The sequence below is a fragment of the Mesorhizobium sp. M1169 genome, from assembly GCF_040318345.1.
Taxonomy (GTDB): domain Bacteria; phylum Pseudomonadota; class Alphaproteobacteria; order Rhizobiales; family Rhizobiaceae; genus Mesorhizobium.
Map to the genome: position 1 here is coordinate 135,933 of NZ_JAMYME010000010.1, position 12,606 is coordinate 148,538.

A 12,606-nucleotide genomic window follows, 5' to 3' on the forward strand; every position below is an offset into this window, starting at 1 on the left:
AGATTGCGTGGATCAGGAGCTACCGCAGCACGAGAAGATCAGGTTCAGGCGTGACGAGATCACCGACCTGGGAACCTTTCCGTCCGCGTGCCGCGTCCCGCCGCTCGGCCAGGCGTCGATCGGTCGCGGCGTCCGTTTGGTGGCGCGGCTGTTTGCCGGCCTTGTCGCCCTTGTGCTGCTGGCTGGCGCCGGCGTCTACGCGATCGGCGTGTCCGGCTTCGGCTCGGAGCGGCTTCGCGCGGAAGCCGAAACGGCAATCGAGAGATTGGCCGGCTTCGATGTCGACGTTGCCGTCGGGCCGGCCCGGCTGACGCTTGACGGGTCGAGCTTCATTGCGCTGCAGGTCAGCGACGTCAGCCTCAAGACCGCCGACGGAAAACCAATGGCCGATGCCGGCCGGGTCCGCTTCGGCATCCGGCTGATCCCGTTGCTTTCGGGCGAGGTACGGCTGACCAGCGCCCGGATTTCCGACGCGCACATCGTCATGGCGGCAATGCCGTCCGGCGGCGACTGGACGGCCGGGCTGCGCAACCAGGACGGCCTCATCGATCCGGAAAAACTTTCCGCCGCCGTCTTCGCCAACGTCAACCGCGCGCTCGATGCGGTGCGCGAGGATTCGATGCGCCAGATCGATCTGCGCAACGTCGAGCTGGAACTGCCCGAGACCGGATCGGTCAAGTCGGTCACCATCGCCGACGCCTCCGTGTCGCAGACGGGACCGGGAAGCATGGAGTTTTCATCCGATGCGGATGTCGACGGCAGGGCGCTTACCATCGCCGCTTCCGCCACCCGCGATCCGGCGACGCGACGCATCACCACGCTGGACGCCAGCATCCAGGCGGCGGATGCCGAAGCTGCGGCAGCAGGCGGCAAATTGGGCGCGATCGCCTTGAAGCTGGCGGGGTCGGAAGGGACCGGCGACAACAGTTCGCGGCTGACCGCCGCCCTGTCACTGACCGGGTCGGTGCTCGATCTCGGTTCGCGCGGCCTGCTTCCGGCCGACATCGATCTCGATGCGACGCTCGTCGCCGGGTCGAACAAGATCCAGGTCGAAAGCTTGCTGGTGAAAACCGGCCGCTCGACCTTCGATTTCGCCGGTTCGATCGGCCCGAAGCCCGCTACCGGCGCAGCGGGCGAGGAGCCATCCTATCGTTACGACCTGACCAGCGACGGTTCGACCCTGGCGCCTTCGGATTCGCCGGAGCCGGCGCTCAGCTTCATTGCCCGTATTGCCGGCGTCTACCAGCCGACGAGCCAAAAGCTGGTCGCCGAGCAGATCGGCGTCCGGTCCGGACCGGGCAGCGAAGTGCTGGGCACGGCTTCGGTTTCATTCGTCGCCAACCAGGCGCCGGGCATATCGGTGGCGCTCAATGTCCACGACATGCCGGTCTCGCACGTCAAGCAATTATGGCCTTGGTTTTCGGCGCGCAATGCCAGGCTGTGGGTGCTTAAGAACCTGTTCGGCGGCCGCGTCGTCGATGGCAGCCTGCAGTTCCAGGTCGTGCCCGGACGGCTCGGCAACGGCGTGCCGCTTTCCGCCGATGAAGTGTTCGGCCGATTCCAGGTCGAAGGATCGCGCTTCGACACGGCCGGCCGCATTCCGCCGATCCGCGATGCCGTCGGCGTCGTCGGCTTCCACGGCAATGACGTCGACGTCGCGCTGTCGTCGGGCAGCGTCTATATGCCGAGCGGCCGCACGGTGGCGGCGAGCAACGGCACGCTCACCGTCAAGGCGGCGAACCATCCGCCGGTGATCGGCGCGCTCGACATCGACGTCGCCGGCGAGGCGCCGGCAATCGCCGAGCTGGCATCGTTTGACCCGATCAACGCCATGCGCCATGTCGGCCTGCTGCCGGACGACCTGTCCGGCACGGTGACCGGCCACGTCAAGGCCGATATTCCGCTGCAGTCCGGTGTCGACTCTTCCAAACTCGATTGGCTGGTGGCGCTCGACTACCAGGACCTGTCGCTGGGCAAGCCGTTCGAGGGCCAGACGGTCAGCCATGCCGACGGCTCGATCACGGTCGCGCCCGACCGGGCGGTGATCTCGGCGAAGGCGCTGCTCAACGGCATTCCGGCCGAGCTCGACCTGATCGAGCCGCTCAGGGATGGCGGCCCGCCGCGCAGTCGTAAAGTGGCGCTGGTGCTCGACGACAAGACGCGCGCCACCGCCATGCCTGGCCTGTCGACGCTGCTTTCCGGAACCATCAAGGTGGCGATCGACAAGAGTGGCACCGGCAACCAGAACGTGTCGGCCGACCTGACCAATGCCAGGCTGGACATTCCCTGGGCCGGCTGGAGCAAGGGCCCCGGCATTCCCGCCAAGGTCGTCTTCGCCATGGCGAAGACCGGCGACACCACGACGCTCTCCAATTTCGAACTCGATGGCAAGACCTTTTCCATCGACGGCAGCGCGGTGCTGGTCAAGGGCGCCTTGTCCTCGGCCCAGTTCAGCAAGGTCACCTTGAACAGGGGCGACGACGTCGCCGTCTCGGTGAAGCGGTCGGGCAAGGCCTATGCTGTCGAGGTCAGCGGCAGCGCGCTGGACGCACGCTCGCTGATCAAGCAATTCACGTCCGATGTCGACACCGCCACCAAGACCACCGGCGTCGATGCGATCTCGGTCAGCGCCGACGTCAGCTCCCTGACCGGCTTCCACGACGAGGTGCTGTCGAATCTGAAGCTCGACTACAGCGCCGCAGGCTCCCGGGTGAACGGGCTCAAGGTGAGCGCCACGGCAAGTTCGGGAGCCGCCATCACCATCAGCAACACGGCCGGCGGCGGCCTGCGCACGCTCAACATGAAGTCGGCCGACGCCGGCGCCATACTGCGCTTCCTCAACATCTACGAGCATATGGAAGGCGGCTCCATCACGCTGGCGCTCACCGGGGCCGGCGACGGTCCGATGAAAGGCCAGGTCGACGCCAAGGACTTCTTTGTCGTCAACGAGCCGAAGCTCGCCTCGATCGTGTCGACGACGCCGGCCGGCGACAACCGCAGCCTCAACGAGGCGGTCAAAGGCAATCTCGACACGTCGAGGGTGAAGTTCGAGCGCGGTTTCAGCGAGATCGATAAGGGCAGCGGCTATCTCAAGCTGCGCAACGGCGTGCTGCGCGGCTCGCGCATCGGCACCACCTTCCAGGGCACGCTCTACGACCAGAACAACAATATGGACATGACCGGCACGTTCATGCCGGCCTACGGCGTAAACCGCATCTTCGGCGAACTGCCGCTGATCGGCGCGCTGCTCGGCAACGGCCGCGACCGCGGCCTGATCGGCGTCACCTACAGGCTCAAGGGCAACGCCAACAAGCCCAACCTGGAGGTCAATCCGCTATCGGTGATAGCGCCCGGGATTTTCAGGTCGATCTTCGAGTATCGCTGAGGTCAAAACCCAATTACCTCGAGCGACCGAGTTTTGATCTTAAGCGGCCGCTCGTCCGCCCCGCGAATTCACGCCCATGATCCAAAGGCGACTGACGTCCGCCCGGGCCTAAATGGCCGCTTTGCGCCTAATGTCGGCCGTTAAAGTTAGTTGTGCCACCTTACAGCGGACGTCACCGGCGACCGCGCTTGAGGGCGTAGTTGCGCCAGGAGCGGTCATTCGATGTTCTGCCGTTGAACGGCTTCATTCGCCAGTTTAGCGGAAATTGGGCGACAGCATGGTTGCCTGAACAGGGAAGTTCGAAACCCTCTTGGTCCGCGAATCCCGCTGATTGCACGCTGCGGTGCGATATTCTGCAAGATAGCCACCCAACCAACGCCGATAGCCGCATTGCTCTCGACAAGAGCACTCCTGCCGCAGACCACCTAGCTGGCAGACACTTGGCTGATCCCGGCATCGACCCAGGCACGCGTCTGCTCAAGCACTTCATCCGAGAGCGCGGGATCGTCGATCGCCCGGGCGAGGATTACTGCCCCCACCATCGCTGCCCAGCTTCCAATCGCCGTGCGGCGTCTGTCTGCCGGATCCAACTCCGGGAGCGCCTTGCCGATACGGTCGATCTGCGATCGTAGGCCTTCCGTCATGGCCGAGCGTGCAGCCGGGGTCTGATGGCGGATGGCTGCGGCAAGGCCCGCCGTCGGGCAACCGCCGGCGCAGTTGTCGCGATGCCGGGGCGAAAGATAGGAACCTACATAAGCGCGAAGATCGCCCCCTCCGCCTGAGTCCGCGGCGAGGACGTGGGCAAGGGTCTGCGCGATCAGGTCGTCCTTCGAACTGAAATGGCCATAGAAGCCGCCATGGGTGAGCCCGGCGGCCTTCATCACTTCCGCCACGCTGACCGCGTCGAACCCCTTCTCGCGAAACAGCCGGCTGGCCGCATCCAATATCCGGTGACGGTTCTCCGCCATCTGCTCTCGACTGACCTTCATTTCAAAATTCTCCGTCGGCCCCGTTGACATTTACATGATGCCCATCATATTTAGCCGCAATCATGATGATCGTCATGAATATAGGTTCCATCAAAGAAAAGAGCAATGCCATGACCACCATTCCATCAGTCCTCATCACCGGCGCCTCCACGGGCATCGGAGCTTCCTATGCCGAACGGTTCGCCCGCCGCGGACACGACCTCGTGCTGGTTGCCCGTGACGTGGCACGAATGGAGGCACTGGGAGCCCGGCTCCGTCAGGAAACTGGCGTTGCGATCGATATCATCCAGGCTGATCTTACGCAGCCTGCCGAGCTTGCAACGGTAGAGACGAGGCTGCGCGATGACGCCCGCATCGGGATTCTAGTCAACAATGCCGGAACAGCCATCGGCGGAAGCTTCATCGAGCAGAGTACCGATGACGTCGCACGGCTGGTTGCGCTCAACACGACCGCACTTCTGCGGCTTGCCAGCGCCATGGCCCCGCGTCTTGCGAAAGCTGGCGAAGGGTCGATCGTCAACATCGGTTCCGTGGTCGGGCTGGCGCCGGAGTTCGGCATGACGGTCTACGGCGCAACCAAAGCCTTCGTGCTGTTTCTGTCGCAGGGGCTCAGCCTCGAGCTTGAGCCGAAGGGCGTCTACGTCCAGGCCGTGCTGCCCGCCACGACGCGAACCGAGATCTGGGGCCACGTCGGCGCCGACATCAACACGCTCTCCAACGTGATGGAGGTGGACGATCTGGTTGACGCGGCGCTGGTCGGCTTCGACCGCCGCGAACCGGTGACCATCCCGCCACTCCCCGATGCCGGTCAGTGGGACGCGCTTCAGGCCGCGCGCCAGGCCATGCTTCCGAACTATCGGAACGAGCATCCCGCCGAGCGGTACCGCAAGGTCGCCTGAGCACCAACGAATCCATTTGATAACGACCTCGTCGCGGCGGGGACAAACAAGGTGACCTATGACCAACAAAGCACTTTTTGAGCCTTATTCTCTCGGCTCGCTGACGCTCTCCAATCGTATCGTCATGGCGCCCCTCACGCGCAATCGCGCTGGCCCGGGCTTCGTTCCGGGCGATCTTGCCGCCGAGTATTACGGCCAGCGGGCCTCCGCCGGCCTGCTGATCTCCGAGGCCACGCAGATCTCGCGGCAGGGACAAGGTTACCAGGACACGCCCGGCATCTATTCTCAGGCTCAGATCGACGGCTGGCGAAAGGTCACGACCGCGGTGCACGCCAAGGACGCGCGGATTTTCCTGCAGCTCTGGCACGTCGGCCGCGTCTCGCACGTCGATCTGCAGGAGAACGGCGCCGCGCCCGTCGCGCCCTCGGCAATCCGGGCCGCCACCAAGACGTTCGTGAACAACGGCTTTGTCGAGATTTCGGAGCCCCGCGCGCTGGCGCTCGACGAGCTTGCGGGGATCGTCAACGATTTCCGGCAAGCAGCCGCGAACGCCATTGAGGCCGGCTTCGATGGCGTCGAGATTCATGGCGCCAACGGCTATCTGCTGGACCAGTTCGCCAAGGACGGTGCCAATGTCCGCACGGATGCTTATGGCGGATCGGTCGAGAACCGCGCCCGGCTGATGCTGGAGGTTGCGACTGCGGTGGTCGAGGAGATCGGCGCAGAGCGCACCGGCATCCGGATTTCGCCCGTCTCGCCCGCCAACGGCGTCTCGAGCAGCGCCCCCCAGGCGCAGTTCGACTATATCGTCGATAAACTCGATGCTTTGGGCATCGTCTATATCCATGTCGTCGAGGGCGCCACGGGTGGATCGCGCGATGTCGCGCCGTTCGACTTCGGATCGCTCCGCCGGCGCTTCAACAATACCTATATCGCCAATAACGGCTACGACCTCGACCTCGCGGCGTCGCGGCTCGCCGAGGGCAAGGCGGATCTGTTCGCCTTCGGGCGCCCGTTCATCGCCAATCCCGACCTTGTGGAACGGCTGAAGACGCGCACGCCGCTGACGGAGTTCAACTCGGCGACGCTCTATGGCGGCGGCTCCGCTGGCTATACCGACTATCCCGCGATCGCCGCCTCAAGCCGCCCATGAGCTATCGGAGGGCGGCGCCTGCGAGGCAGCCATCCCACGTGACAGCAGCGCCTCAGGGCATCTCTCTGGCGTTCCGCTCGAACTGGTGTCCAAACCCAGGGATTCAGGAGGGCCATGGAGGGCTATAGCATAGACGTTAGCTCCTCTGGTCCGCCCAGGACCAGCCAGGCGAGATTCGTAGCACGTCGTACGTTCGCTTTACCGGCGCAAGCGGACCCGTTCACCGTGATTTCGACTGTCGTGAATGGGTCAGATCGCGTCGACACATGGAGGCGCCTGAATGTCCGCTTCTCACATTCCAAGCCTCCAAGCCGCAAGTCAGCTTCCGTGAACCGAACAAGACGTTCATCGAAGCGCCGCAGAACGTCCGCTATTTGCGCTACCTGCTCGATCCGATCGATGAGACGAATGGCACCTCGGCCATTCTCGGGAGCTAGCTGATTAACCTCGGCGGTGATTCCGAACCGAAGGTCAGCGCCGCAAGATGAAACCGGTTTCGGAAAAGATCTAACAGGAAGTACCGGGCCCTGGTCAGACCGGCCGCACCAGAACGTGTTTCTTCTTGCCGAGCGACAGTTTCGCGACGTTTCCCGGGCCAAGATCCTGCAGCGTCACCATCCTGCGATCGTCGGAAACTGGCTGGTCGTTGAGGCGCACGGCGCCGCCCTGGATATGCCGCCGTGCCTCGCCGTTGGACCCGGCCAGCCCGGCGGTGACGAACAGCGACAATATGCCGACGCCGGCTTCAAGATCGGCCCTGCCCACCTCGACGGTTGGCAGTGTTTCGGCGAGCGCCCCTTCTTCGAACGTCTTACGCGCCGTTTCGCTGGCCTCCTCCGCCGCCTCGCGGCCATGCAGCATGGCGGTGATTTCGGTGGCGAGGATCTTCTTGGCTTCGTTGATCTCCGAGCCGCCGAGCCGTTCGAGGCGTCCGACCTCGGCGAGTGGCAGGGTCGTGTAGAGCTTCAGGAAACGGCCGACATCGGCATCCTCGGTGTTGCGCCAGTATTGCCAGAACTCGTACGGGCTCAGCATCTCCGCATCGAGCCAGACCGCGCCCGAGGCCGACTTGCCCATCTTGGCGCCGGAGGAGGTGGTGAGCAGCGGCGTCGTCAGCGCATAAAGCTGCGCGCCTTCCATGCGATGGCCGAGATCGATGCCGTTGACAATGTTGCCCCACTGGTCGGAGCCGCCCATCTGCAACCGGCAGCCGAGGCGCTTGTAGAGCTCGACGAAGTCGTAGGCCTGCAGGATCATGTAGTTGAATTCGAGGAACGACAGCGACTGCTCGCGATCCAGCCGGAGCTTGACCGAATCGAAGGCCAGCATGCGGTTAACCGAAAAATGCCGGCCGACATCGCGCAGGAAATTGACGTAGTTGATGTCCATCAGCCAGTCGGCATTGTTGATCATGACGGCGTCGTTGGGGCCGCCGCCAAATTTGAGGTAGGGCGTGAAGTTGCGGCGGATGCCGGCGAGATTGTCCTCAATATCCTGCGGCGTCAAAAGCTTGCGCGCCTCGTCCTTGAACGACGGATCGCCGATCATCGAGGTGCCGCCGCCCATCAGCGCGATCGGCCGGTGGCCGGTCTGCTGCAGCCAGTAAAGCATCATGATCTGGATGAGCGACCCGGCATGCAGGCTCCTGGCGGTGGCGTCGAAGCCGATATAGGCGCTCACCGTTTCCGTGGCGAAAAGTTGGTCGAGGCCGGCATCGTCCGAGGTCTGGTGGATGAAACCGCGCTCGCTCATCGTGCGCAGGAAATCGGATTTGAAGACGGACATTTTCTTTCCCGAAAAGCTTCCGGCCGAACGCGGCTCGGCTATGCATGAAGGCGGGCGTTTAGCACTCAAGCGCGATCAGCAAAAGTGGAATCCGGTTTTTGCGACACCCTCTTGCCTTCTCCCCTTGTGGGAGAAGGTGGATTGGCGCGCAGCGCCGAGACGGTTGAGGGGTGTTGGACGGAGTGCCGTCGTTGCCAAGCTGGAACACCCCTCATCCGACCGCGCTTCGCGCGGCCACCTTCTCCCACAAGGGGAGAAGGGAGAACCCCAAGCGTGCGGCCTGCTTGCGTCATTGTTTCGGCTGGCGTAATGAGGCGCCGCGCCAGCGGGGCTCTTCCACTGGACCGCGCGGCATCGATCGAATGCCATATCCTGTGACAGAGTCGAGATGCCGGAGATATCCATCGTCATTCCTTGCCGGAACGAGGCGGCGAACCTGCCGCTTCTGCTCGACGAGATCGGCACTGCCATGGCCGGGCGGGACTTCGAGGTCATTGTCGTCGACGACGGCTCGACGGACGATACGCCTTCGGTGCTTGCCGCAGAGGCAGCGCTTCGCCGGTTTCCGCTGCGCCATCTCAGGCATGAAAAATCCGCCGGACAGTCGCTCTCGGTGCGCTCGGGCGCCTGGGCGGCGCGCGGCGATATCGTCGCCACCATCGATGGCGACGGTCAGAACGACCCCGGCTACATCCCGGTGTTGATCGACGCGCTGCGGCAGGCTGGTCCCGAAGTCGGGGCCGCGCAGGGACAGCGTCTGAAGCGCCGCGACAGCAAGATCAAGCAACTGGCGTCGCGTTTCGCCAACGGGCTGAGAAAAGCCATCCTGCACGACGAGACGCGGGATACCGGCTGCGGCCTCAAGGCGATCTACACCGACATTTTGCGGAAATTGCCGTTCTTCGACGGCACCCACCGCTTTGTTCCGGCGCTGGTCATCCAGGAGGGCTACCGCGTCGTCCATTGCGATGTCGTCGACCGCTCCCGCCGTCACGGCAAATCGAATTACGGCATCTTCGATCGCGGCCTGCAGGGCGTGCTCGATCTTGCCGGCGTCTGGTGGCTGCGCCGCAGGCGCCGCAGAATGCCCAAAGTAGAGGAAATCAGGCATGGGTAACGTGCTTCAGGAATTGGCGACCTGGCTTCACGATGTTTTCGTCAAGCAATTCGATGCCTGGGTTCTGCTCGGCTTCGTCGCCCAGTTCTTCTTCACCATGCGCTTTCTGGTGCAGTGGGTGGCGTCGGAAAAGGCCAAGCGCAGCGTCGTGCCGATCGCCTTCTGGTTCTTTTCGCTGTTCGGCGGCGGCCTGCTGCTGATCTACGCCATCCAGCGTCAGGATCCGGTGTTCATCGCCGGCCAGGCCATGGGCCTGTTGATCTACATCCGCAATCTCTGGCTGATCGCCAACGAGCGCAAGGCGGCGATGACCAAGGTCGATTGAGCCCGCCACCGCGGCCTGAACCGGTCGAGCAAGCAATCCGGATTACTTGCCGTCCAGCCCGCCGTAAGACCTTACCAGCCGGACCATGTCGGCCGAATCGGCAGTCTCGCTCTCGAGCCCCTCGGCGACACCGACGCGGTCGGCGGCCGGGCGGTTCTGGCTGACTTTCCATTTGCCGCTGATTTCGGTGATTTCGATCTCCAGGCCGACGATGCCTTTGATCTGCGACTGGATGAAGGGTGCCGGCGCGTCGGTCACCGCCCACGGCGCCGAGCGGCTGCCCTCCTGCGACATCGTCAGATCGGAAATCTGCTCGGCCAGCCAATCTTGGTCTTCGATCACCGTGACGCTGCCGCGCACCTGGACGATGGCGTAGTTCCAAGTCGGTACCACCTTGCCGGTTTCACGCTTGGTCTCGTACCAGGACGGCGTCACGTAGGCATCGGCGCCCTGGAAGACGACCAGCACCGGCGCCGGGGGATTGTCGGCCAAAAGCCGCCATTGCGGATTGGCTTTGGCCAAATGGGCGCGCAGCCTGCCGTTCGGTGGCACATCCGCGTCTAGAAGAAAGGGAATCGCGTTGGCGACCGGCCCCTCGACGCCGTTCGACACCAGCAGGCCAAGCGGATGCGCCCGGACCAGCCCGTGCAGGACGTCCGGCCGTGTTTCCTGGAAGTGAGGCGGTTGGTACATCGCCGATTATCTCAGCCGCTTCGGCCGTGGGTCGGACAGTTCCCCGGCCAGCCGGCGATCCAGATAGTCCGCGCATTCCTCGATCAGAAGCTCCGCATGGTTGGCAAAGAAATGGTTGGCGCCGGGCAGGGTCTTCTGGGTGATGGTAATGCCCTTTTGCGTGTGCAGCTTGTCGACCAGGCCCTGCACGTCCTTGGGCGGCGCGACCTTGTCGGCGTCGCCGTGGATGATCAGGCCGGACGACGGGCATGGCGCCAGGAACGAGAAATCATAGGTATTGGGCTGCGGCGCGACCGAGATAAAGCCCTCGATCTCCGGCCGGCGCATCAGAAGCTGCATGCCGATCCACGAGCCGAACGAATAGCCGGCAACCCAGCAGCTCTTGGAATCCGGATGCAGCGACTGCACCCAGTCGAGCGCCGCGGCGGCGTCGGACAATTCGCCGGTGCCGTGGTCGAACTCGCCCTGGCTGCGGCCGATGCCGCGGAAATTGAAGCGCAGCGTGGTGAAATTGCGCTTCTGGAACATGTAGAAGAGGTCGTAGACGATCTTGTTGTTCATCGTCCCGCCGAACTGGGGGTGCGGGTGCAGGACGATGGCAATCGGCGCGCTCTTTTCCTTCGAGGGCTGATAACGACCCTCCAGGCGGCCGGCCGGACCGGTGAAAATGACCTCAGGCATGAAATACTCCACTTGGCATAAATTGCGCGGCGCCCGGAACAACTCTTCCTCTGGCCCCAGTCTTCCCTAGGCCTTGACGCAGGGCGAGCGTCTTTCTAGAAGCTAGTTTAGAATTGTTCAAAACTGGGCGGCCAAAAATTGTGGCTCGGCCACCCGCGCCGCAAGCCGCGTAAATAGGACGTCTTGCCTTGCAATTTCAAGGAAATAACGCGCTATCTTCGCGGAACGGCTTTTGAAGGGACCAGTTGGACGGAAATGGCCGGAGCACGCGCCTATCTCGACTACAACGCCAGCGCGCCGCTGCTTGCCTCGGCGCGCGCGGCGGTGGTGGCTGCGCTCGACGTTGCCGCCAACCCGTCCTCGGTTCATGCCGAGGGCCGCGCTGCACGGCGGCTGATCGAGGACGCCAGGCGCGACGTGGCGCGACTGGTCAACGCCAAAGCCGAGCATGTCGTATTCACCTCCGGCGCGACGGAAGCGGCCTCGACGCTGCTGACGCCGGACTGGCAGATGGGGCGCGGCGCTGTCCGTATGAGCCGGCTCTATGTGTCCGAGGCCGATCATCCTTGCCTGCTGAACGGCGGGCGTTTCCCAGCGGCGCAGGTGACACGGATCGGCGTCGACGCCGACGGCGTCGCCAGGCTCGACGTTTTGGCCGAGGCTCTCGCCCAGCATGACAAGGCCGAAGGCTTGCCGCTGGTGGCCATCCACGCTGCCAACAATGAGACCGGCGTCATCCAGCCGGTTGGCCGCATTGCCGAAATCGTCAAGGCGGCGGGTGGCATCCTGGTTGTCGATGCCGTGCAGGCGGCGGGCCGCATTCCGCTCGATATGTCAGCGGGTTACGCAGACTATCTGATTCTCTCCTCGCACAAGATCGGCGGACCCAAGGGCGTCGGCGCCATGGTCGCGGCGTCGGACCTGATGATGCCGAAGCCGCTGGTCAGCGGCGGCGGCCAGGAAAAGGGCCATCGCGGCGGCACCGAAAACCTGGCGGCGATTGCCGGGTTTGGCGCGGCGGCGCGTGAGGCGTCTGCCGGCTTGCAAACGATCGAAACGGTGCGGCAGCGTCGCGACGAAATCGAGGCGATCGTGAAAACGCTTGTTCCGGACGCCGAAATCTTCGGGACCGGCGCGCCAAGGCTTGCCAATACGACATTCTTCGCTATTGCCGGCATCAAGGCCGAGACGGCGCAGATTGCCTTCGACCTAGCCGGTGTGGCGCTCTCGGCTGGATCGGCCTGTTCGTCGGGCAAAGTAGGGCCGAGTCACGTGCTGAAAGCCATGGGTTATGGCGACAGCCTCGGCGCGTTGCGCGTGTCCGTCGGCCACGCGACCAGCGCTGAAGACATTGAGCTGTTCCGTTCGGCGCTGGCGACGATCGTCGCGCGCCAAGCCGGTAAGGAAAAGGCAAGCAGGGAACGAGCCGCCTGAGCGCGGCAGACGAAATGTAGGGCTTGCGGCCTGGTAGAAGCCGTGCGTTCGAATTTGGCCGGGTGAATTTCCGGCATGAACGCACTATATGAAGCTTACGCCGCCTCGGGTGCCTGATGGGTGCTCGTTTGCGGTGCCATAGTTT

The 12,606-nt window shown here is 63.8% G+C and carries 10 protein-coding genes; 6 read left to right on the plus strand and 4 right to left on the minus strand.

Annotated elements, in window-relative coordinates; genetic code table 11:
- Positions 1–7: 7 nt before the first annotated feature.
- A complete protein-coding gene (locus NKH41_RS13225) occupies positions 8–3,385 on the plus strand; it encodes a hypothetical protein (RefSeq protein WP_352932867.1) in 3,378 nt (1,125 codons plus the stop codon).
- 425 nt (positions 3,386–3,810) lie between these two features.
- Here NKH41_RS13225 and NKH41_RS13230 read toward each other — a convergent pair whose 3' ends face one another.
- Positions 3,811–4,374: a TetR/AcrR family transcriptional regulator gene (locus NKH41_RS13230; RefSeq protein ID WP_352541455.1), complete on the minus strand. Its 564-nt coding sequence runs from the start codon at positions 4,372–4,374 to the stop codon at positions 3,811–3,813.
- 110 nt (positions 4,375–4,484) lie between these two features.
- On the opposite strand from NKH41_RS13230, the gene NKH41_RS13235 reads away from it, so the two are divergent.
- Entirely contained in the window at positions 4,485–5,273 is a 789-nt protein-coding gene (locus NKH41_RS13235) for an SDR family NAD(P)-dependent oxidoreductase (protein ID WP_023674677.1), read from the plus strand.
- A 58-nt stretch (positions 5,274–5,331) separates the two neighbouring features.
- Positions 5,332–6,426: an alkene reductase gene (locus NKH41_RS13240; protein ID WP_352932870.1), complete on the plus strand. Its 1,095-nt coding sequence runs from the start codon at positions 5,332–5,334 to the stop codon at positions 6,424–6,426.
- A 531-nt stretch (positions 6,427–6,957) separates the two neighbouring features.
- Here NKH41_RS13240 and tyrS read toward each other — a convergent pair.
- Positions 6,958–8,211 (minus strand): tyrosine--tRNA ligase, encoded by a 1,254-nt coding sequence (tyrS, locus tag NKH41_RS13245; protein ID WP_352932873.1) that lies wholly within the window; start codon positions 8,209–8,211, stop codon positions 6,958–6,960.
- A gap of 388 nt (positions 8,212–8,599) precedes the next feature.
- Here tyrS and NKH41_RS13250 point away from each other — a divergent pair, with 388 nt between their 5' ends.
- Together NKH41_RS13250 and NKH41_RS13255 are read left to right on the plus strand one after the other, a co-directional pair.
- Positions 8,600–9,328, plus strand: a complete 729-nt coding sequence (locus tag NKH41_RS13250; RefSeq protein WP_352474713.1) for a glycosyltransferase family 2 protein — start codon at positions 8,600–8,602, stop codon at positions 9,326–9,328.
- The gene (locus tag NKH41_RS13255) at positions 9,321–9,653 is read left to right on the plus strand and encodes a lipid-A-disaccharide synthase N-terminal domain-containing protein (RefSeq protein WP_023674681.1); all 333 of its coding nucleotides are present in this window, start codon (positions 9,321–9,323) and stop codon (positions 9,651–9,653) included. The genes NKH41_RS13250 and NKH41_RS13255 overlap by 8 nt, the downstream gene beginning before the upstream one ends.
- Positions 9,654–9,695: 42 nt before the next feature.
- Here NKH41_RS13255 and NKH41_RS13260 read toward each other — a convergent pair whose 3' ends face one another.
- A complete protein-coding gene (locus NKH41_RS13260; protein ID WP_352932876.1) occupies positions 9,696–10,346 on the minus strand; it encodes an FMN-binding negative transcriptional regulator in 651 nt (216 codons plus the stop codon).
- A gap of 6 nt (positions 10,347–10,352) precedes the next feature.
- Positions 10,353–11,027, minus strand: coding sequence for an alpha/beta hydrolase (locus tag NKH41_RS13265; protein ID WP_023674683.1), 675 nt, complete (start codon positions 11,025–11,027; stop codon positions 10,353–10,355).
- Positions 11,028–11,282: 255 nt separating this feature from the next.
- Here NKH41_RS13265 and NKH41_RS13270 point away from each other — a divergent pair, with 255 nt between their 5' ends.
- Positions 11,283–12,461 (plus strand): cysteine desulfurase family protein, encoded by a 1,179-nt coding sequence (locus tag NKH41_RS13270; protein ID WP_352932879.1) that lies wholly within the window; start codon positions 11,283–11,285, stop codon positions 12,459–12,461.
- The last annotated feature ends 145 nt before the right edge of the window (positions 12,462–12,606 follow it).